20 protein-coding genes and 1 riboswitch are annotated in these 19,161 nt (G+C 72.8%); of the genes, 8 read left to right on the forward strand and 12 right to left on the reverse strand.

Annotated features, from left to right (window positions below; translation table 11 throughout):
- The first annotated feature begins 77 nt into the window (after window positions 1-77).
- Entirely contained in the window at window positions 78-587 is a 510-nt protein-coding gene (locus BN1197_RS13435; protein ID WP_245851939.1) for a PH domain-containing protein, read from the forward strand.
- On the opposite strand, the gene BN1197_RS13440 is transcribed toward BN1197_RS13435, so the two are convergent.
- Window positions 584-1,927 carry an FUSC family protein gene (locus BN1197_RS13440; protein ID WP_245851941.1) on the reverse strand — a complete coding sequence of 448 codons (1,344 nt, stop codon included), beginning with the start codon at window positions 1,925-1,927 and terminating at the stop codon, window positions 584-586. The two genes, BN1197_RS13435 and BN1197_RS13440, sit on opposite strands and share 4 nt — an antisense overlap.
- A gap of 87 nt (window positions 1,928-2,014) precedes the next feature.
- Here BN1197_RS13440 and hisF point away from each other — a divergent pair, with 87 nt between their 5' ends.
- Entirely contained in the window at window positions 2,015-2,806 is a 792-nt protein-coding gene (gene hisF / locus BN1197_RS13445; RefSeq protein WP_040160560.1) for an imidazole glycerol phosphate synthase subunit HisF, read from the forward strand.
- Window positions 2,807-3,036: 230 nt separating this feature from the next.
- On the opposite strand, the gene BN1197_RS13450 is transcribed toward hisF, so the two are convergent.
- Together BN1197_RS13450 and cbiT are read right to left on the reverse strand one after the other, a co-directional pair.
- Window positions 3,037-3,678 (reverse strand): GOLPH3/VPS74 family protein, encoded by a 642-nt coding sequence (locus tag BN1197_RS13450; protein WP_040160563.1) that lies wholly within the window; start codon window positions 3,676-3,678, stop codon window positions 3,037-3,039.
- Entirely contained in the window at window positions 3,675-4,280 is a 606-nt protein-coding gene (gene cbiT / locus BN1197_RS13455) for a precorrin-6Y C5,15-methyltransferase (decarboxylating) subunit CbiT (RefSeq protein WP_052466736.1), read from the reverse strand. The genes BN1197_RS13450 and cbiT overlap by 4 nt, the downstream gene beginning before the upstream one ends.
- Window positions 4,281-4,371: 91 nt before the next feature.
- On the opposite strand from cbiT, the gene BN1197_RS13460 reads away from it, so the two are divergent.
- Complete coding sequence (locus BN1197_RS13460) at window positions 4,372-5,121, forward strand: cobalt-precorrin-6A reductase (protein ID WP_040160566.1); 750 nt, start codon at window positions 4,372-4,374, stop codon at window positions 5,119-5,121.
- A gap of 27 nt (window positions 5,122-5,148) precedes the next feature.
- On the opposite strand, the gene BN1197_RS13465 is transcribed toward BN1197_RS13460, so the two are convergent.
- Window positions 5,149-5,868, reverse strand: a complete 720-nt coding sequence (locus BN1197_RS13465) for a PIG-L deacetylase family protein (protein WP_040160568.1) — start codon at window positions 5,866-5,868, stop codon at window positions 5,149-5,151.
- Between the two features lie 375 nt (window positions 5,869-6,243).
- On the opposite strand from BN1197_RS13465, the gene cobI reads away from it, so the two are divergent.
- Genes cobI through cobM form a run of 4 tightly spaced genes read left to right on the forward strand, consistent with a single transcriptional unit; the run spans window position 6,244 to window position 9,549 of the window.
- A complete protein-coding gene (gene cobI, locus BN1197_RS13470; RefSeq protein ID WP_040160574.1) occupies window positions 6,244-7,008 on the forward strand; it encodes a precorrin-2 C(20)-methyltransferase in 765 nt (254 codons plus the stop codon).
- A complete protein-coding gene (gene cbiE / locus BN1197_RS13475) occupies window positions 7,005-8,255 on the forward strand; it encodes a precorrin-6y C5,15-methyltransferase (decarboxylating) subunit CbiE (RefSeq protein ID WP_082043905.1) in 1,251 nt (416 codons plus the stop codon). Before cobI ends, cbiE begins: the two co-directional genes overlap by 4 nt.
- A 53-nt stretch (window positions 8,256-8,308) precedes the next feature.
- Window positions 8,309-8,767, forward strand: coding sequence for a cobalamin biosynthesis protein (locus BN1197_RS13480; protein ID WP_176489766.1), 459 nt, complete (start codon window positions 8,309-8,311; stop codon window positions 8,765-8,767).
- Window positions 8,764-9,549: a precorrin-4 C(11)-methyltransferase gene (cobM, locus tag BN1197_RS13485; RefSeq protein ID WP_040160576.1), complete on the forward strand. Its 786-nt coding sequence runs from the start codon at window positions 8,764-8,766 to the stop codon at window positions 9,547-9,549. Before BN1197_RS13480 ends, cobM begins: the two co-directional genes overlap by 4 nt.
- 6 nt (window positions 9,550-9,555) lie before the next feature.
- Here cobM and BN1197_RS13490 read toward each other — a convergent pair whose 3' ends face one another.
- From BN1197_RS13490 to BN1197_RS13520, 7 genes are all read right to left on the reverse strand, one after another.
- Window positions 9,556-10,038, reverse strand: coding sequence for a glutathione peroxidase (locus BN1197_RS13490; protein WP_040160578.1), 483 nt, complete (start codon window positions 10,036-10,038; stop codon window positions 9,556-9,558).
- A gap of 13 nt (window positions 10,039-10,051) precedes the next feature.
- Window positions 10,052-10,462 carry an RbsD/FucU family protein gene (locus tag BN1197_RS13495; RefSeq protein WP_040160581.1) on the reverse strand — a complete coding sequence of 137 codons (411 nt, stop codon included), beginning with the start codon at window positions 10,460-10,462 and terminating at the stop codon, window positions 10,052-10,054.
- 15 nt (window positions 10,463-10,477) lie between these two features.
- A complete protein-coding gene (locus BN1197_RS13500) occupies window positions 10,478-12,163 on the reverse strand; it encodes a precorrin-2 C(20)-methyltransferase (protein WP_052466742.1) in 1,686 nt (561 codons plus the stop codon).
- An 8-nt stretch (window positions 12,164-12,171) separates the two neighbouring features.
- Window positions 12,172-12,801 carry a precorrin-8X methylmutase gene (locus BN1197_RS13505; protein ID WP_040160584.1) on the reverse strand — a complete coding sequence of 210 codons (630 nt, stop codon included), beginning with the start codon at window positions 12,799-12,801 and terminating at the stop codon, window positions 12,172-12,174.
- Window positions 12,802-12,862: 61 nt separating this feature from the next.
- Complete coding sequence (locus tag BN1197_RS13510) at window positions 12,863-14,200, reverse strand: hypothetical protein (RefSeq protein WP_176489767.1); 1,338 nt, start codon at window positions 14,198-14,200, stop codon at window positions 12,863-12,865.
- 86 nt (window positions 14,201-14,286) lie between these two features.
- Window positions 14,287-16,182: a DNA helicase RecQ gene (recQ, locus tag BN1197_RS13515; protein WP_052466744.1), complete on the reverse strand. Its 1,896-nt coding sequence runs from the start codon at window positions 16,180-16,182 to the stop codon at window positions 14,287-14,289.
- 100 nt (window positions 16,183-16,282) lie between these two features.
- Window positions 16,283-17,263 carry an alpha/beta fold hydrolase gene (locus tag BN1197_RS13520; RefSeq protein WP_040160586.1) on the reverse strand — a complete coding sequence of 327 codons (981 nt, stop codon included), beginning with the start codon at window positions 17,261-17,263 and terminating at the stop codon, window positions 16,283-16,285.
- Window positions 17,264-17,341: 78 nt separating this feature from the next.
- On the opposite strand from BN1197_RS13520, the gene BN1197_RS13525 reads away from it, so the two are divergent.
- Window positions 17,342-17,944, forward strand: coding sequence for a TetR/AcrR family transcriptional regulator (locus BN1197_RS13525; protein ID WP_040160589.1), 603 nt, complete (start codon window positions 17,342-17,344; stop codon window positions 17,942-17,944).
- Between the two features lie 111 nt (window positions 17,945-18,055).
- Here the strand turns inward: BN1197_RS13525 and BN1197_RS13530 are convergent, their stop codons facing one another.
- Window positions 18,056-18,841 carry a phosphatase PAP2 family protein gene (locus tag BN1197_RS13530; RefSeq protein ID WP_052466745.1) on the reverse strand — a complete coding sequence of 262 codons (786 nt, stop codon included), beginning with the start codon at window positions 18,839-18,841 and terminating at the stop codon, window positions 18,056-18,058.
- Window positions 18,842-19,027: 186 nt separating this feature from the next.
- A riboswitch (cobalamin riboswitch) is annotated at window positions 19,028-19,153 on the forward strand.
- The last annotated feature ends 8 nt before the right edge of the window (window positions 19,154-19,161 follow it).

Genomic DNA, 19,161 nt, shown 5'->3' on the forward strand with positions numbered 1-19,161 from the left:
CTCGTCTTCACCGGGTCGGCGGCGCCGCCCCCCGCCGCAACCCGTACGCCCAGATCCGCCCGCGGCGGGGTCGGGTCGTGCCCATCGTCGCGGCGGTGTTCGTGGTGCTCGTCTTCACCGGGTCGGCGGTGTTCGTGCCGGGTCAGGCGGCGCAGAAGAACGACTGGGCGATCTCGGATCGGCTGCTCATGTTCCTGCTCGGGATCGCGATCGCCGCGTTCCTCCTGCGCTTCGCGTTCATCCGCGCCGTTCCGAGTCGCGAAGGCATCGTCGTGCGCAACCTCCTGCTCACCCGCAGCCTGGAGTGGAGCGAGATCGTGCGTCTGCAGTTCGGCGGGGGATCGCCGTGGGCCTACCTCGACACGTGGGACGCCGACACGGTGCCGGTGATGGCGATTCAGAAGGCTGACGGCGCCTTCGGCCGAGCGGAGGCGGCCCGGCTCGCCGCGCTCATCGACTTCCACGCCGGTCGGGAGCCGGGGGAAGCGGGGCCGACGCGAGCCGGTGGCCCGGTCGAGGGTGAACCGGGGCCCACAGATCAGCACATGAACGACGAACCGCAGGATCCCCCGCAGGACTTCCGCTAACGCTCCTTCCCGCCACCGCGGCGAGGCTCCGAGTCTCGACCTCGTTCCGTGGTGCCGTGCACCGGGATGTCGTCGTGTTCCATGAGGCCCTCGTGTTGCGCGGAGTCTCCGACCGTTCTTCCTGCGGTGTCGTCGTGCTCGTCGTGCTCTTGCTCGTCGTCGCGACCGTCGAAGTCGTCACCGAGGATCTCGTCCTCCTCGCCGTGCAGGCTGTAGGAGGAGGGGATGCCGATCATCGCCTCCTCGAACGGCAGTCCGCTCACCATGAGCAGGTCGAGCACGATCGAGCGCACCTGGGCCCGGATGACCTCGGAGGACAGGGTCGGGCGGGAGGTGACGTACGTCGTGGCCTCGGCGAGGCGGTAGAGCTCGGCCCGGTGGCCGGCGGGGAGCTCGCGGCGGCCGAGATCGTCGGCCATGCCCGCGGTGACGTCGGCGAGTTCGCTCACCATGTCGATGTAGTTCTTGGGCACGCTCTCGCCCTGGCGCAGCGCGATGGTGGCGCGCCGGATGAGCACCCGCAGGTTGCGCATCGCGCGCTCCAGCGGCTCGTGAAGGTCAGCGATCTCCTGCACGGCGGGCAGGTGACCGCGGCGGAACGGTGAGGAGCGGATGACCGCGAGGCCGTCGTCGGCGAGCGACTTCAGGGTGTCGAGCATGCTCTCGGCGTCCCGCGCGCGGTCGAGCGCCGCGGTGGCACGGCCGAGGTCGCGTTCGCGCAGCGCGGCGGTGGTCTCGGCGAACAGGTCGGAGACGTCGCGCACGATCTCGGAGGTGTGCTGACGCGGACGGCGCAACGGCGCCGCGGGGGTGATGGTCGCGGCGACGAGCGCGACGAGCCCGCCGACGACGGCGTCGATCCACCGCGAGAACGCCTGGTTCGGCCCCGCGACGAGGATCGTCACCATCGCCGACTGGAGGCCGGCCTGGATCGTCGTGAGCACGCGTCCGTCCACCAGCGTCATGATCGCCATCGACGCGAACACGATGAGCGCGAGCTGCCAGTACCCGCTGCCCACCACCCAGACGACGAGGTCGCCGACGAGGACCCCGACGGCGACGCCGAGGACGATCTGGACGGCCCGCTCGATGCGCTGCCCGAACGAGAAACCGAGGGCGACGACCGTGGCCACCGGGGCGAAGAACGGGCTCGGGTGCCCGAGGACGCGACCCGCGATGAACCAGGCGAGGGCCGCCGACACCGCGATCTGGGTGATGAAGAAGAGGCGCTCGCGCAGGCGCCGCCACCGCTGTTGGAGGGATGCCCGGCCGCGACGGCGGGCCGCGGCGGCGCGGCGGGCCGCAACGGCGTACAGCTCACTCGTGTGGGGCACGTGCACGGCCTCATCGTAGGCGCGCGGTCCCGGGCAGACCGGATGGCGCGAGCGACGGGCCGACGACCTGACCGACCTCCCTAGACTGGACGCGTGAGCCTCGCGACCCGTGTCATCCCCTGCCTCGACGTCGACGGCGGCCGCGTCGTCAAGGGCGTCAACTTCGAGAACCTCCGCGATGCCGGTGATCCCGTCGAACTCGCGCGGCGCTACGACGCCGAGGGCGCCGACGAGCTGACGTTCCTCGACGTCACCGCCAGCAGCGGCAACCGAGAGACGACCTACGACGTGGTCTCCCGCACGGCCGAGCAGGTGTTCATCCCCCTCACCGTCGGTGGCGGGGTGCGCACCGTGGCGGACGTCGACCGGTTGCTGCGGGCGGGCGCCGACAAGGTGGGGGTCAACACCGCCGCGCTCACCCGGCCCGAGCTCATCGACGAGGTCGCCGCGCGGTTCGGCGCGCAGGTGCTCGTGGTCTCCGCCGATGTGCGCCGGTGGCGACCGACCGAGGCGGGGGCCGGGGACCGCGAGCGGCCCGAGAGCGGGTTCGAGGTGACGACCCACGGAGGCCGTCGCGGAACCGGCATCGACGCGCTCGCGTGGTGCGAGGAGGCCGCGCGGCGCGGTGCGGGCGAGATCCTGCTCAACTCCATCGACGCCGACGGCACCAAGGCCGGGTTCGACCTCGAGCTCATCGAGGCCGTGCGGGGTCGGATCGGGGTGCCCCTCATCGCGAGCGGAGGCGCGGGAGCCACGGCGCACTTCGCGCCGGCGGTACGGGCGGGGGCGAACGCCGTGCTCGCCGCGAGCGTCTTCCACTTCGGCGACATGACGATCGACGAGGTCAAGCGCGCCATGGCCGCCGAGGGCATCCTCGTCCGCTGAGGACGGCCCGGGCAGGCCGGGCTCGGGCGCCTGGCCCCCTCAGGTCATCGGCGCATCGAGGGCCCCCACTCATGACGGCGGCCCCGGTGGGGGGGACCGGGGCCGCTGGGTCTGCACAGCCGGGGGGAGGCTGACGAACCACTGCCAGGCTACGAGCCGGGGCTTGTGCTCGGGACAGCCGGAACCCTGGGAAGAGTAGGGAGTTCGTAAAGTCTTGGCATGGCCGACGATCAGGCGCGGGCGGCGTTGACGAGCCGCACGGCGTGGGCAGTCGCCGTCACGACCCAGTGCTTGCCGGGGGCCGTCTTGAGGCGGGTGCGAAGAGCACGGGCGTCGAGTTCGGGAAAGAGCGCGGCGGCCGTGCGACGGGAGTGGTAGGCCGTGCCGAGCAGGTCGACGAGCATCCGGGTCTGCGGATCGGCGGCCTCGGCGGCGGCACGCACGTCCGCAGCGAGCACGACCGAGCGCACGCGCTCGACGACCTGCTCACGGGCCGCCAGGTCGCGCAGCGGGTGACGGGTACGCGGCAGCATGCCGAGCACGACGTCCTCCTCGGTGCCGAGGACACCGGTTTGGACGAGGTGCTCCCGCTCGGCCTGCGTGATCGAGCGCCCGGTGTCGAAGATCCACCGCCAGGGGGCGCGTCCACGCCGGGTGTCGGCGATACGCGCGAGCAGCCTGTCGAGGACGGGGTGACCGGTCGGGGTGTCGTCGTCGACCTGCACGGTGCGAGCGGGGCAGGAGATGCGGCCGCGCGCCGCGAGGTCGGCCATCGCGGCGCCGGCGACGAGCGTGGGGAGGTCGCGCAGCGCGTGCCGACCCTCGGGGGTGGACCCCAGGAGCAGCATCTGGTCGACGAGGGCCGCGCTCATGGGGTGATCGTCGCAGACCAGATCGTGACCGCCCGCGCCGGCGTCCAGGCGGTGAACGAGCCGATCGGGCCGACCCGCTCGACCGCGACGCGGCTGAGCTCGCCACCGTGGCGGCGGTGGGCTTCGAGCACGACGGCCTCGGTCTCGAAGGTCACGGCGTTGGCGACGATCCGTCCGCCGCCGCGAGTGAGGGTGTCGAGGCAGAGGTCGAGCAGTCCGGGGCTCGTGAGGCCGCCGCCGACGAAGATCGCGTTGGGAGTCGGCAGGCCCGCGAGCGCGTCGGGCGCTCGGCCGAGGACGACCTCGATGCCGGGAACGCCGAGCCGGGCCGCATTCTCGCCGATGCGGGCCGCGCGGTCGGGGTCGGGTTCGACGCAGATCGCCCGGCACTGCGGGTGCGCGCGCATCCATTCGATGCCGATACTCCCGGAGCCGGCGCCGACGTCCCAGAGCAGTTCGCCCGGGGCGGGTGCGAGGGCGGCGAGGGTGACGGCCCTGACCTCGCGTTTGGTGATCTGCCCGTCGTGCGCGTAGGCGTCGTCGGGCAGGCCGGGGGTGAGCCCGAGGCGGACGCCGGGGGAGTGGGGAACGCGTCGGGGCATGGGTCCAGCCTACGACCGCCCGGTACCGCGGCGCGCCGCAGGAGTTCGCACGTGGGCGGGGCGGCCACCTGCGGCTGAGACACTGGAGGGCATGGCATCGACACGTGTCCTGCTGCTCGGAGGAACGACCGAGGGCCGCGCCCTCGCCCGTGATCTCGTGACCTTGCCGGGGGTCGAGTTGACGAGCTCGCTCGCGGGCCGGGTGCGCCACCCGGAGGCGCTGCCCGGGGAGGTGCGGGTCGGGGGGTTCGGCGGTGTCAACGGCCTCATGGCGCATCTGTTCGCCGAGAAGGTGGATCTCGTCATCGACGCGACGCATCCGTTCGCCGCGGAGATGACCCACAACGCGACCAAGGCGAGCGAGATCGTCGGAGTCCCCCTCGTGCGAGTCGACCGGCCGGCGTGGAAGCCGCGCGCCGGGGACCGCTGGCACGAGACCGACACCGTCGCCGAGGCCGCGCGGCTCGCCGACTCGATCGGCACCCGCCTCTTCGTCACCACGGGCCGTCAGGAGGCCCAGGCCTTCGCCGGGGTGCGGGCGTGGTGCCTGCTGCGCAGCGTCGACCCACCCGAACCGCCTCTGCCGGCGCGGCACGAGATCCTGCTCGCCCGAGGGCCGTTCGTCGTTCCGGAGGAGATCGCGCTCATGGCCGACCGGCGCATCGACTGCCTGGTGACGAAGAACAGCGGCGGCGGGGCGACCGTCGCGAAGATGTCGGCCGCGCGCGAGCTCGGGCTGCCCGTGGTCATCGTGCGCCGGCCGCCGCTGCCGCCGGGGCTGCAGTGCGTGCCCGATCCCGAAGGAGCCGTGGACTGGGTCGCGCGACGACTCGTGCCCTGACGCCGATGAGGTCGTGATGCGCTGAGCTCAGAGGTCGAAGACCTCGAACCCCACGCCGTGCTGCGTACCGGTGAGGGCGCCCCCGCCGGTGAGGATGCCGGTGAGCAGCTCGCGCGGCGACGGGTAGTCCTCGCCGAGCGCGTCGAGATACTGGCGGTGCGCCTCGAGGCTGGCGACGGCGGCGTCGAAGTGACCGGTGACGTCGAGGGCGTGGGTGGGCTGGGGCGCATTGGCGTAGGCGATGAACTTCGTCCCGCCCCAGGGCTCGTCGTCGGTGTTGAGCTCGGGGTGGACCCACCGGTTGCCGGCGTCGCGGGCGGCGTCCATCGCGGCCTGCCCGACGACGCGGTGATCGGCCTGGTTGGTGCCGCCGCCGGCGAACCGCTCGCGGTGGGTGAGGCAGAAGAGCGCCTCCGGTCGGCGGGCCCGGATGACCCGGGCGATGTCGCGGCGCAGGTCGAGGCCGTACTCCAGGACCCCGTCGGAGTGGTCGAGGAACTCGACGACGTCGACACCGACCTCGACGGCGCCGTCGCGCTCCTCCTGTGCACGCACGACGGCGGCCTCGGCGGGGTCCATCGTGTCGATGCCGGCCTCGCCGTGCGTGGCGAGGAGGTAGGTGACCGTGCGGCCGTCGCTGGTCCAGCGGTCGACGGCCGCTGCGAGGCCGTACTCGATGTCGTCGGGGTGGGCGACCACCACGAGGGCGGTGTTCCAGTCGTCGGGCAGGGTGGGCAGTGTGCTCATCTCGTGCCTCCTCGCGAGGGCCGCGCCGGGCCGGTCGTCGCCGGGTCGGTCGGCGTCAGACTAGCCGCCGGCCTATGGGGAACCGGTGAGGTGAGGGTGGTCGGCGCGGCACTGGCCTGAGCGTGCTCGCCCTGATCGAGACGGAAGATGGGATGGCAGCGCAGCCGGGGTGATCACCCCTGTTCCGCTGCCATCCCGTCTTCCATCTCGGGTGGCGGTTCGGGTGGCGGTTCGGGTGCCGGCTGGGGTGACGGCTCGGGTGTCGTGGTGCGGACGTCGGCGCGGGGCGGGACGGCCGGGGCCGAGGTGACGGGCTGTCGGTGTGGCAGTGCAGGATGGAGAGAAGCAGTGCACGATCGCCGCCAGGAGGAGCCCATGTCGCACGTCCGCCGCCTCGTCGGAGTCGGTCTCGGCCCGGGTGATCCCGAGTTGCTCACGTGCCGCGCGATCCGCGTGCTGGGCGAGGCCGGGCTCGTGCTCGTGCCCCCGGGGGAGGAGACGGAGGCGTCGGGGCTGCCCGAGACCGTCGTGCGCTCCCACCTCGGTGAGGCGGCGCCCGTCGTGGCCCTCGACGTGCCCGCCGGCGAGGAGTCCGAAGAGGTGGTCGACTCCGCGCTGGAGTCGGGGGCCGTCGAGGCGGTGACTCGCGCGTTCGCCGCGGGCACGCAGACCGTCGTCTTCGCGACGCTCGGAGATCCGAGCGTCTATTCGGTGTTCGGGCGTGTGACCCGGGCGGTACTCGACCGCGATCCACGGGTGGAGGTCGAGGTCGTGCCGGGCATCACCGCGATGCAGGCACTCGCGGCGGCGAGCCGGACACCGCTCGTGGAGGGCACCGAGTCCCTCACCCTCGTACCCGCGACGGCCGGGCTCGCGACGTTCACCGACGCGCTCGAACACTCCGACACGGTCGTCGCCTACCGGGGTGGCCGCTACCTCGCGGCGATGCACGGCGAGCTCAGCCGGCGAGGCCGTCTCGACGGGGCGGTGCTCGGCGAGCACGTCGGTCTGGCGGACGAGTGCATCACCGCCCTCGACCGCGCCTCGCACGGGGAGGGCCCGGCCGGGCTCGCGTCGCCGCCGTCCTCACACGCCACGACGGTCATCGTCCCGGCCGCTCGCGAAGACCGCCGCCGATGAGTCCGGCGGGTGAGGCGGCTCCGAGCGGGGCGGGCTCGACCGATGACGGGCATCCGAGGAGTGAGCGTGCCCTCCCGGTGAGGGTTCTCGGGTACATCGGCGAGGCCGCGCCCCTGTCCGCCTCGGCGCGGCGGGCCATCGCGGAGGCCGATCTCGTCGTCGGCGGCCGCCGCCACCTCGAGGCGTTCGACGTGCCGTCGAGCAGGCGGGTCGTCCTCGGCCCCCTCGATCCGGCCATCGAGACCCTGCGGAGCCGTGGGCCGCGCCGGGCGGTGGTCGTGGCCAGCGGAGATCCGGGGTTCTTCGGCATCGTTCGACGCCTGCGCGCCGCGGGTGTGGAGATCGTCGTCGAGCCCGGTCCCTCCGCCTGCGCGGTTGCGTTCGGCCGGCTCGGGCAGCCGTGGGAGGAGGCACAGGTCGTCTCGACGGTCGGCCGCGATCTGCGCCGCGCGCTCAACGTCGTTCGTGCCCACCGCCTCGTCGCGGTGATGACCACCGTGGGAGCCGGATTGCGTGAGATCGCCGCCGGTCTCGAGGCGTGGCCCCGGCGTCTCGCGCTCGTTGAGCGCATCGGCGAACCCGACGAGCGCGTGCGATGGTTCACCGTGGCCGAGGCCCTCGACCTCGATCCGGCCGACATCGCCGAGCCCAACGTCGTCGTGGCAGCGGCCGACGAGCATTGGCCCGAGAACTCGGAAACCTCACTCGGCCCGTCCGCCGGGTCCGGCATGCCGTGGCGGTTGGGCGATCGTGGTGCTCATCCTGACGCCGCGCGAGTGCGCGACGACGTGCTCTCCGCTCTCGTCACCGGCGCCTTCGGCATCGGCCCGGGCGACCTCGTCGGGCTGGCAGGCGACGGCATCGACCTTCTCGGAGCAGCAGTGGCCGAGCGGGGGGCAGCGGTGATGCGGGTCGATGGCGGCGTCGATGCCTCCAGCCCCGTCGTCACGGCGCACGGGCGGCTGCCCCGCCTCGAACGGGCCGACGTCGTCTGCGTCTCGCTCACCGGCGGTGTCTGGCCCGACGTCGAGCTCGTCGCCGACGCGGGTGCCGGCGAGCTCGCGCGGGGGGTGGCGATGGTCACCGACGACGCGGGATACGACCGGGCCGCATCGGTGCTCGTCCTGCTCGGCGAGGCGTTCGACACCCGGGTTCTGCCGGTGCCGGTCGCGACGACGCTCGACGGCTCGCACGACGAACGCCCTCACCCCGGCCCCTACCTCTTCCTCGCTCGCCGGCGGTCGTGATGGACGATCATTCGGCGACGAGCGCCGGCCCGACGGCCGCGGGGGCTGCGCGCGTGGACGACGAGACCGTCAGCGACGCCACGGCACCCCTGGTGGTCGGCATCGGCGCCCGATCCGGTGCCGGTGCGGCGCAGATTCGCTCGCACCTCGCCTCGGTCCTCGCCGAGCACGGCCTGGAGCCGAACCGCGTGCAGGTCGTCGCGACGATCGACGCCCGCCGCGAGGGTGGGGTGGCCGATCTGTCGGCCGAGCTGGTGGCCGAGCTACGCACCTTTCCCGCCACGCTGCTCGACGCCCAGCCCGTGCCCACGCGGTCGTCGAGCGGTTCCGCAGTCGTGCGAGCCCTCGGCACGGCCAGCGTCGCCGAGGCCGCGGTCGTCGCCACCGGCGCGCGCCTCATCGTCCCCAAACACTCGGCGGCCGGTTCGACCATCGCCGTCGGGCTCACCACGCCACCATGCGCGCGGCCGTCCGCTGCGCCGTCGACCTCCGACGAGAAGGAGTCCTCGTGACCGTGCACTTCATCGGCGCCGGCCCCGGTGCCGCCGATCTGCTCACGCTGCGTGCCGTGCGCATCCTCGAATCGAGCCCGGTGTGTCTCTACGCGGGCGCCCTCGTGCCGCCGGAGGTGCTCGACCACTGCCCGGAGGGGGCCCGGCTCGTCGACACCGCGGACCTCGACCTCGACACGATCACGGCCGAACTCGTCGCCGCCCACGAACGGGGTGAGGACGTCGCGCGGCTGCAATCGGGCGACCTGTCGGTGTTCTCGGCGGTCTCCGAGCAGATCCGCCGGCTCGAGGCGGCGGGAGTGCCGTACTCGCTCACACCGGGCGTGCCCGCGTTCGCCGCCGCGGCGGCGGCGCTGGGGCAGGAGCTCACGGTGCCCACCGTGGGGCAGACGGTGATCCTCACGCGGGCCGCCCGTAACGCCACGGCCATGCCGCCGGGGGAGGAGCTCGACGAGCTCGCGCGCACCGGGGCGCTGCTCGTGCTGCATCTCGCGACCAACCTCGTCGAGCACGTCGTCGAGACCCTCGTGCCGCATTACGGCGAGCACTGCCCGGCCGCGGTCGTCGCCATGGCGAGCCGGGAGGACGAGATCGTCGCACGCTGCGAGCTCGCCGATCTCGCGACGACGGTGCGCGGGCGCGGAATCCGCCGCACCGCCCTGCTGTTCGTCGGCCGCGCTCTGCAGGCCGGCGACTTCGGCGACTCCCACCTCTACTCCGCCGCGTGCGCGGCTCAACGCCGCGAGAGCCCGCTGCCCCCGCCTCTGGTGATCGACCGCTGAGCCGGCTCAGGCCGCGAGCGCGGTGACGATGTGGCGTTCGATGGCCGAAGGCTTGATGACGGGGGCGAAGCGGTCGATGACCTGACCGTCGCGCCCGATGAGGAACTTGGTGAAGTTCCACTTGATGCGGTTGCCGAACCAGCCGTGCCGGCTCTCGCGCAGCCACCGCCACAGCGGGTGCGCGCGGGGGCCGTTGACGTCGATCTTGGAGAACACGGGGAACGTCACGTCGTATTCGGTGATGCAGAACTGTGCGATGTCGGCGTCGGTGCCCGGCTCCTGTCGGGCGAACTGATTGCACGGAAAGCCGAGGACGGCGAAGCCCTGGTGCTGGCGCCGCTGCCACAGATCTTCCAGACCCAGATACTGCGGGGTGAAGCCACACCTGCTCGCCGTGTTGACGACGAGGACGACCTGATCTGCGTACACCGACAGGGCACGCATCTCACCGTCGAGCGTCCTCGCCGAGAAATCGGGGAGGGCAGTCATGCACTCCAGCGTCTCAGACGAGCGCACCCTTACGCAGGATGATGCTCGAATCGCGCGCCGTCTCACCCGTGACGACGACCACAGCGGTGCCGACGAGGTTCTCGTAGAACGCCGGGCGCGGCAGGAGTTCGACCTCGACGCCCTCTCCCCAGACGGCGGTGTACTTCTCCCACCCGGCCGGCCGGTCGCCGCCCTCAGGCTCGATGAGCACGACCTGCTCCTCGGCGGTCTCGTCGAGGGGCATGAGGTGCAGCACCGCCTCGAGCAGCGTCGTCATCGGCACGCCGTCGGCCCGGATGACCTGGTGGTGGATGCTGTGCGCGGGCAGGTTGGCCTCGGCGAGGACGATCTCGTCGCCCTCGCCCATCTCCATGAGGGCCTTGACGAGGTCGGGTGACAGCACCCGGGGGATGTGACGCAGCATGTGAGTCTCCTTGCCTCAGGCGGGGGTCGGGTCGAGGTGGGTCTCATCGGGGTAGCGGCGCGGAGTCCAGACGACGAGCTCGACGTCGTCGCCCTTCTCGTCTCGGGCGTGCGCGCCGACCGAGGACGGGCCCGCGTGACGGTGGTCGACGCGCGTGCGGCTCGACCCGACGACGAGCATCGTGCGCATGTCGACGACCTCGGGGTCGAGTTCGGCGAGGGTCGTGACCGTGATGCGCTCACCCGCGGGGTCGCCGACGGCGCGGGCGACGACGACCGGCGTGGACGCGGAGCGGATCGACAGCAGATCGTCCCGGATCGTGGCGACCTGCGTGCGTCGCTCGGTGCTCGCCGGGTTGTACATCGCGATGACGAGATCGGCACGGGCCGCGGCTTGCACGCGTTCACGGACGACGTCGAACGGCTTGAGGCGGTCCGACAGCGAGATCGTCGCGAAGTCGTGGCCGAGCGGGGCGCCGACGGCCGCGGCGACCGCGTGGGACGCCGTCATGCCCGGGAGCACCCGCACCGGGATGCCCGCGTACCGCTGCTCGCCCGCCACCTCGAGCACGGCGGTCGCCATCGCGAACACCCCTGGGTCGCCGGAGGAGACGACGACGACCCGACGCCCGCGGGCGGCGAGGTCGAGCGCGAACTCCGCGCGCTCGGACTCGACCTTGTTGTCGCTGTCGTGCTTGACCAGACCCGGCCGATCCGGCACCCGGCGCACGTAGGTCGTGTATCCGACGACGTCGGTGGCTCGGCGCAGCGCCTCGTCCACCTGCGGCGTGCGCCACTGCGGACCGGCCGGGCCGAGCCCGACGACCTCGACGTAGCCCGTCTCGGAGACGCCGTCGCAGCCGGGTGCGGGCGCGCCCGGCTCGTCGTGCGACCCGGCGGCTCGGGCAGCGCTCGGCATCCAGTCCGCGGCACCGACCCGGCTCGGCACGACCGCGAGGGAGAAGTACGGCACCGAGTCGGGATCGACCTCGTGCAGCGGGCGGACGACCTCGCGTTCGCCCATCGAGACCCGCTCGGTGTACCAGGCGTCGTCGAGCCGCCCGGCCTGTTCGAGCGCGTCGCGGACCTTGCCGAACGTGCGCCCGAGCTTCATCACGACCGCGGAATCGGCCTCGGCGAGGGCCTCGGTGAGACGCTCCTGCGGCAGGGTGCCCGGCAGGACGGTGAGGATCTCCTTGTCCTCCACGAGAGGACGGCCGAGAGCGCTGCCGCAGGCCGTGACCGAGCTGATGCCGGGGATGACCGTCGTGGGATAGCGGTGTGCGAGACGTTCGTGCATGTGCTGGTAGGAGCTGTACATGAACGGGTCGCCCTCGGCGAGGATCGCGACGTCACGCCCCGCGTCGAGGTGGGCGGCCAGGCGCGCGGCCGCCTCGTCGTAGAACTCGTCGATCGCCGCGCGGTAACCGCCGGGGTGATCCGTGCGTCCCGTCGTCACCGGGTACTCGAGCACCTCCTCGGCCTGACCATCGCGCAGGTAGGGCGCGGCGATGCTGCGGGCGTTCGAGGTTCCGCCGGGAGCCTGGTGGTAGGCGACGACATCGGCGTCGCGGATCGCCTCGACCGCTGCGACGGTGAGCAGCTTCGGATCGCCGGGCCCCACGCCCACCCCGAAGAGCCGACCGCTGGAGGTGCTGGGGGCGCTGGCGGCACTGGCGACGCTGGGCGCGCTGTCGCTCATCAAATCGCTCATTCCTGGGTCGAGGCGAGCGCGTTGAGGGCGCCGCACGTGATGGCCGAACCGCCCCGGCGGCCGCGGACGACGATGTGTTCGAGGCCGAGGTCGTTCTCGATGAGGGCCTCCTTGGACTCCGCGGCGCCGATGAAGCCGACGGGCATGCCGAGGACGACCGCGGGTCGCCACGGTGAGTCGTGCAGCAGCTCGAGCAGGTGGAACAGGGCCGTGGGGGCGTTGCCGAAGGCCACGACGGCGCCGTCGATGCGCTCGCCCCAGAGTTCCACGGCCGCGGCGGTGCGGGTGTTGCCGATGCGCCGCGCGAGGTCGGCGACCTGCGGGTCGCGCAGCAGGCAGACGACTTCGTTGTCGGCGGGCAGGCGGGTGCGGGTGACGCCGCTGGCGACCATGTTGGTGTCGACGAGGATCGGGGCGCCGGCGCGCAGGGCGCTCTGTGCCGCCGTGGCCGCGCCGGGGGAGAAGACGATGTCCTTCGCGAGGTCGACCTCACCGGCGGAGTGGATCATCCGTACGGCCACGCGCTCCTCGTCGGGGGAGAACCGGGCGAGGTCGGATTCGGCCCGGATCATGGCGAACGAGCGGCGGTAGATCTCGGCGCCGTCGGTGATGTAGTCGTGCGTCAACGGTTCGTCCTCGTCGGTGGGGTCAGGGGTGGGTGCGTGAGGCGGGAGCCGGAGGCGCGGGTCACGCCGGTTCGTGCCGGGCGCTGAGCAGCGCGGCCAGGGGGTCGTGACCGTCGGGCAGCGGCGCGCCCGCGGCGGAAGAACCGTGCACCACCGCGGTGGCGTAAGCGGACTCGTCGGCGGCGTCGCGTTCCGGGTCCCGCGGGCGGGCCACGGCCTCGTGGTGCGTGTGTCGCGGGTGGCCGCACCGGCGTTCGCATCCACTGACGTGGACGGGCAGTCGGTCCTCGGAGGACTCGCCGCCGGCCGCGGCGTGGGCGTCGATCTCGGCGAGGTCGGCGACGACGTCGGCGCGCACATCGGCACGGGCGGAATCACAGCCGGGCAGACCGGTGCAGGCGGTGACGCCGTACGCGGGGTCGGCCGGGTCGGCGATGAGCCCGAGCGCCGAAGCGTCGGTGAGCAGGTGCGCGCGAACGTCCGCGCTCAGGCCGGCGAGGACGATGCTGCGGGCCGGGGTGGTGCGCACGAGGCCGTCGCCCGCCCGGGCGCGTGAGGCCAGCGCCATCCACGTGGCGGCCGGCGCGCGACCGAGACGCAGGACGAGGTTGACAGCGTCGTCGCCGATCGGGCCCGGGTGCGGCAGGTCGGTGCCCGTCTGGGGTTCGGGTTCGTCGATGCGGTGCGCCTCGGCGAACCGCTCGGTGACGGCGGTGGCGATGGCGTCGGCCACCGCCTCCGGGTGGCCGAGATCGGCGATGCGCCAGCCGGATTCGCCGGCCGCATCGCGGGCATCGAGGAAGGCGACCGCAGCGGCCACGAGCGCCTCGGGCACCTGCTCGGCGGGCAGCCGCACCACCGGAGTTCGGCCCACGTGCAGTTCGGCGTGCGTCGGCGAGATCCATCGGGCCAGAAGATCGGGCTGCAGGGGGAGCACGTCGCCACGCCCGTCGTCGAGGCCGAAGAGGAACCGGCCGGAGAGATCTGCCGTGCGCGGGGTGGAGCACAGCGCCCGGTCGAGCCGGCTCACGGCCTCGACGAGGCTGCCGAACCCGCGGCCGTCGAGCCCGGCGGCGGGGCCGGCGACGATGTTGCGCACTCGTTCGTGGGACATCGACGGGAGCAGCCCCTCGGCGGCGAGCAGTCGCGACAGCCGCCCCGCCACGTCGTCACCGTGCAGCCCGCGGATCTCGACGTTGCCGCGCGCCGTGATGCTGAGCATCCCGTCGCCGAGGGTGCGCGCCGCGTCGGAGAGCGCGACGACCTGATCGGCCGTGAGCAGCCCGCCGGGCACGCGAACGCGCGCGAGCAGGCCGTCGGCCGCCTCGTGCAGCCGCAGCGCGCCGGGACAGCGGTCGTCCGAGGTCTGCGGGGCCGGGGTCAAGGGGTCGGGCTCCATGTCCGCGAGGATATCGGCCACCTCCGACATCACCCCAGCCGATCGCCCAGGTGTGACCCCCGTCCCGATCGGTGCCGTGCCAGGCGTCACCGGGAGGAGTCGTCGGGGCGGTTCTCCCCGGCGATCGTCGCCAGCAGCCCGGGGCCGTAGCGTTCCAGCTTGGCGGCGCCGATGCCGCTGATCGTGCCGAGCTCCCCGGTCGTCGTCGGAGCCTGCGCGGCGACCGCGCGCAGCGTCGCGTCGTGGAAGACGACGTAGGCGGGCACGCCCTGCTCCTTCGCCGTCGCCGCCCGCCAGGCGCGCAGCCGTTCGAACAGCTCGGCCTGCGGGCCCGACAGCTCGGCGGTCGCCCCGGATGCCGACCTCGACCGGCCCGATGCCTTCGCGCGCGAGCGGCGGGGCTCCGGCTCCGTGCGCAGTGGTACCTCACGCTCCCCGCGCAGCACCGCGCCGGAGGCCTCGGTGAGCCCGAGGGTGCCGTAGTCGCCCTCGACGCCGACGAGCCCGGTGGCGAGAAGCTGACGGACGACTCCACGCCAGCCCCGCTCGTCCAGCTCGGTGCCGATGCCGAACGTCGTGAGGTCGGTATGGCCGAGGGAGGTCACCCGGTCGGTCGCGCGGCCGAGGAGGATGTCGACGAGATGCCCTGCCCCGTAACGCTGCCCACGCCGGTCGAGCCGGACGATCGTCGAGAGGAGCTTCTGGGCGGGGATCGTGCCGTCCCACGTCTGCGGTGGTTCGAGGCACGTGTCGCAGTTGCCGCACGCCCCACTGCCGGGTTGGCCGAAGTAGGCGAGCAGTTGCTCGCGCCGGCAGGTCACCGTCTCGCACAGGGCGAGCATCGCGTCGAGGTGGCGCCCGAGGTTGCGGCGGTGGGCGGCGTCGCCCTCGCTCGTCTCGATCATCTTGCGGTGTTGTACGACGTCGGCGAGTCCGTAGGCGAGCCATGCCGTCGAGGGCAGCCCGTCGCGGCCGGCACGTCCGGTCTCCTGGTAGTAGCCCTCGACGGATTTCGGCAGGTCGAGGTGGGCGACGAACCGCACGTCGGGTTTGTCGATGCCCATGCCGAACGCGATGGTCGCGACCATGACCAGGCCGTCCTCGCGGAGGAACCGGGCCTGGTTGTCGCTGCGCACCTGCCGGTCGAGGCCGGCGTGGTACGGCAGCGCGGGGATGCCCTGCTTCTCGAGGAACGCCGCCGTCCGCTCGACCGAGGCGCGCGAGAGGCAGTAGACGATGCCCGACTCGCCGGGGTGCTCGGTGCGCAGGAATGCGAGGAGCTGTTGCTGGGGGGAGTTCTTGGGGACGATGCGGTACTGGATGTTCGGCCGATCGAAGTCGGCGACGAACTGGCGGGCCCCGGTGAGGTCGAGCCGGGTGGCGATCTCGCGGCGCGTGGCGTCGGTCGCCGTGGCCGTGAGCGCGATGCGCGGCACGTCGGGCCAACGCTCGTGCAGCATCGACAGGCGCAGGTAGTCGGGCCGGAAGTCGTGACCCCATTGGGAGACACAGTGGGCCTCGTCGATGGCGAACAGCGCGATGCGCGCCTGGTCGAGGAGGCGCTGGGTCTCGGCGACCCGCAGTCGTTCGGGGGCGAGGTAGAGCAGGTCGAGCTCGCCGGCGAGCAACGCCTGCTCGGTGGCCGCACGCTCGTGGGGGAGCTGGGTCGAGTTGAGGAACCCGGCGCGCACCCCGAGCGCCGAGAGCGCGTCGACCTGGTCGGCCATGAGCGCGATGAGCGGGGAGATGACGATGCCCGTGCCCGCCCGCACGAGCGAGGGCACCTGGTAGCACAGCGACTTGCCTCCGCCGGTCGGCATGAGGACGAGCGCGTCCCGCCCGGCGAGGATCTCCTCGACGATCGCCGCCTGGTCACCGCGAAAGTCGTCGTACCCCCACACGCGGCGCAGCACCTCGCGCGCCGGGGTCGGCTCGGGAGTCGTCACGGCGGATGTCTCGGCGCGTGCTTCGGAGGTCGGCATCGCGGCCAGCCTAGGCACCCGGCGCGGGGCGTGGACATCGGCGCCGGCCCGGCCCGGTCCCCGTCGCCTCGGAGCGTGCGTCCGCCACCGATTGCGGACCTCACTTCAGCACCGACCACCAGCTCTCCAGGCGGTCGGTGAGCGCCGGGCCCGCCTGCATCGGCAGGGAGTGGGTCGTGTTCGGCCACGTCTGCACCGTCGCGCCAGGGATGAGTCGGGCCTGCTCGGCCGCCTTCTCACCGCCGGCGAGAGAGTCGCGGTCGGCGATGGCGACGTAGACCGGCATCGGCAGGGAGCGCAGGACGTCCTCACCGACCGGGGCGGGCGTGGGGGCGTGACCGCTGTAGTGGGCCGTGGCGAGATCGATCATGCGGCCCATCGGGTCGTCGCTGCGTACCTCCGAGACGTCGACGCCGCCGATCCGGGCGAGGGCGTGATCCCGCCACGACTGGGGGACGAACGGCAGCGTGGCCACCGTCGCCCAGAGGAAGATCGCGGGTGGCGGGTAGGCGAGGGTGAACGCGGGCTCGAGCAGGGTCAGGCCGGCGACGCGGCCGGGATGGCTGCGGGCGTGGGCCATGGCGGTCGCCCCGCCGAAGGAGTGGCCGACGGTGTGGACTCGTGCCAGTCCGAGGCCGGCGAGGGCGTCCTCGACCCAGTCGCCCTGCTGCGCCTGCTCGGTGATCGGCACGGTCTGCGTCGAGCGGCCCGCGTCGCCGACCGCGTCGAACGCGTACACGTCGCGATGGCGGGAGATCTCCCGCACCTGTTCGGCCCACATGGGGATGCCCGAACGGGTGCCGGGCAGAAGGACCACCGGTGTGCGCCCGCGGTGGTCCGGCGAGGTCCACGCGGCGACATCCGCCGTGCCGTAGCGCGTGGGTACCTCGCGCGTCGCGGTCGGTGCCGGGAGGGCGCGCATGGCCTCGTCGTACGCGGACAGGTATGCCTGTCGCCCCTCGACCGAACGCCAATGACCGACGGTAGGAGAACTCGTGAAAGGGCGGACGAGGGTCATCGCCGCGAGGGCGAGGACGATGATCGTGACGAGCAGTCGTAGGCGTGGTCGGCGGCGGGGCATGGCGGCCTCCGGGCTCGGCTTCTCGGAACGTAGGCACCCTAACACGATTCAATACGAACGTATTGCTACGATCTGTGCATGCCCCGACAGGTCGACCACGACGAGCGCCGCGCCGAGATCGTCCAGGCGGTGTGGTCGCTCATCGCACGGGAGGGCATCGAGGCGGTGACGATGCGCCGGGTCGCGGCCGAGGCCGGTGTCTCGGTCGGCCGAATCCAGCACTACTTCGCGGGCCGCGGCGATCTCGTGCGGGTCAGCGCGCAGGCGATGCTCGCGGGCGCCGAGGCGCTCTACGACGCGCGCCCGCCGTCGGAGGCGTTGCGATTCGCCGTCGAGCACGTCGTGCCGATGACCGACGCACAACGCGTCGGGGCGACGGTCTGGCTCGCCTACGTCGCGGCCTCGGTCTCCGATCCCGAACTCGCCCGCCTTCTCGCCGAGGCCAAACGCGGCCAGGAGGACGAGGTGGCCCGGTTGCTCGCCGAGGCAGGTGGTGGACCCGGTGGCGACCCGGACGCTCACGGACGCGGTGCCGGCGGCCCGGACGCCTGCCGCGAACGGGCGCGCGCGCTCGTCGCGATCGCCGACGGCCTGGCGGTGCGCGTGCTCGTCGGCGATCTCACCGGCGAGGAGGCGCTGGCGGTCGTGCGCGAGGCGCTGCCTGCCGAGGACGGCGGATGAGTGACGGGCCGAGAGCAGTATCGCCTCCACCGGCGATGACGGCCTGCGGCGGCGACGATCCGATCCGGTCGTCGGCGTGCGCGAGTGCCGTCTCGCGCTCGGTCGTCGAGGTCACGAGGCGGCCGTGGCGCCGCCGTGGTGTGCATCGCCGGGTGGCGGTGCGGGCGATTCGAGGGGCACGCCTCGGTGGGCCCGGTAGCGCCGCATCTGGACCCAGAGCCGACGGGCGAGGATGACCGCGCACGCCCAGGCGGTGCCGATCAGGAGTCCGGCCATGACGTCGGTGAGCCAGTGCTGCCCCAGGTAGACGCGGCTCGCCGCCACGCACACCGGATCGAGCGCACACACCCCCACCGCGACCCAGCGCGCGAGCCACGGCCGCACCGTGATGAACACGAGGTATCCGACGAGAACGGCCAACACCGTGGCGTTGAGCGTGTGGCCGCTCGGGAACGACGGCGACGTCTCGAACGGCGGGAGGGCGAACTGCCGGGGTGGACGCGCGCGGTCGGAGATGCGCTTTCCGACGACCGTGATGGTGAGCGACCCCAGCAGGCCGGTGACGAGCAGGACCGTCGGCGCCCAGTCGCGTCGTCGCCACGTGAACAGGGCGAGAGCGAGCACTCCGAGCAGCGGGGTGCCGGCACGCCCGGCCAGGTAGGTGAGTCCGACCGCGACGTCGGTCAGCCACGGCCGGCGTAGTGCGAGGACCGCGTCGAGAGTGGGCATGTCGAACGTCTCGATGCCGTTACCCGCGGCGACGCCCTCGTAGGTCTCGTGTGCTCCGTAGGTCGAGGCACTCACCAACGTGAGCAACACGGCGACGACCACGAGGAAGGCCGCGTGGGGTGAGAGCCTCGCCTTGTTCGCGGCGTCGACGGCCCGGGGAATCGACATGCCGACCAGTGTGATCCCACCTGCGGTCACTTCGCCGCCCGGCCTGGGGTCCGAGTGGGATCGCGAGGGCGATCCGAGCGTGATCCCAGCGCGATCCGAGCACGATCGCCGTGTTGTCGGAGGCCGCTGTTAGTCTCGTTCGCGAGGCCCGAGGTAGGGCCTCGTGGCCGGTGAATGCGCCGGTCAGCCACCTCTTCGAACGACATTGCGGAGGAAGCCGGTGCGATGCCGGCGCGGTCCCGCCACTGTGTCCTCGTGCGGTCGTCTCGAGCGCGCGGGGGAGTCAGGAACTCCGGTCGTCCGAAGCCACCCCGGGGCGA

It is taken from the genome of Mobilicoccus massiliensis, from assembly GCF_000826525.2.
Taxonomy (GTDB): Bacteria; Actinomycetota; Actinomycetes; order Actinomycetales; family Dermatophilaceae; genus Mobilicoccus; species Mobilicoccus massiliensis.

What these genes read in the sequence shown, in the direction of transcription:
- BN1197_RS13490 (WP_040160578.1), bottom strand. Translation starts at nt 10,038, where the DNA reads ATGACTGCCCTCCCCGATTTCTCGGCGAGGACGCTCGACGGTGAGATG.
- BN1197_RS13465 (WP_040160568.1), bottom strand. Translation starts at nt 5,868, where the DNA reads ATGAGCACACTGCCCACCCTGCCCGACGACTGGAACACCGCCCTCGTG.
- BN1197_RS13530 (WP_052466745.1), bottom strand. Translation starts at nt 18,841, where the DNA reads ATGTCGATTCCCCGGGCCGTCGACGCCGCGAACAAGGCGAGGCTCTCA.
- BN1197_RS13510 (WP_176489767.1), bottom strand. Translation starts at nt 14,200, where the DNA reads ATGGAGCCCGACCCCTTGACCCCGGCCCCGCAGACCTCGGACGACCGC.
- cobI (WP_040160574.1), top strand. Translation starts at nt 6,244, where the DNA reads ATGTCGCACGTCCGCCGCCTCGTCGGAGTCGGTCTCGGCCCGGGTGAT.
- BN1197_RS13450 (WP_040160563.1), bottom strand. Translation starts at nt 3,678, where the DNA reads ATGAGCGCGGCCCTCGTCGACCAGATGCTGCTCCTGGGGTCCACCCCC.
- BN1197_RS13495 (WP_040160581.1), bottom strand. Translation starts at nt 10,462, where the DNA reads ATGCTGCGTCACATCCCCCGGGTGCTGTCACCCGACCTCGTCAAGGCC.
- BN1197_RS13460 (WP_040160566.1), top strand. Translation starts at nt 4,372, where the DNA reads ATGGCATCGACACGTGTCCTGCTGCTCGGAGGAACGACCGAGGGCCGC.
- BN1197_RS13500 (WP_052466742.1), bottom strand. Translation starts at nt 12,163, where the DNA reads ATGAGCGACAGCGCGCCCAGCGTCGCCAGTGCCGCCAGCGCCCCCAGC.
- BN1197_RS13525 (WP_040160589.1), top strand. Translation starts at nt 17,342, where the DNA reads ATGCCCCGACAGGTCGACCACGACGAGCGCCGCGCCGAGATCGTCCAG.
- cbiE (WP_082043905.1), top strand. Translation starts at nt 7,005, where the DNA reads ATGAGTCCGGCGGGTGAGGCGGCTCCGAGCGGGGCGGGCTCGACCGAT.
- BN1197_RS13520 (WP_040160586.1), bottom strand. Translation starts at nt 17,263, where the DNA reads ATGCCCCGCCGCCGACCACGCCTACGACTGCTCGTCACGATCATCGTC.
- cbiT (WP_052466736.1), bottom strand. Translation starts at nt 4,280, where the DNA reads ATGCCCCGACGCGTTCCCCACTCCCCCGGCGTCCGCCTCGGGCTCACC.
- recQ (WP_052466744.1), bottom strand. Translation starts at nt 16,182, where the DNA reads ATGCCGACCTCCGAAGCACGCGCCGAGACATCCGCCGTGACGACTCCC.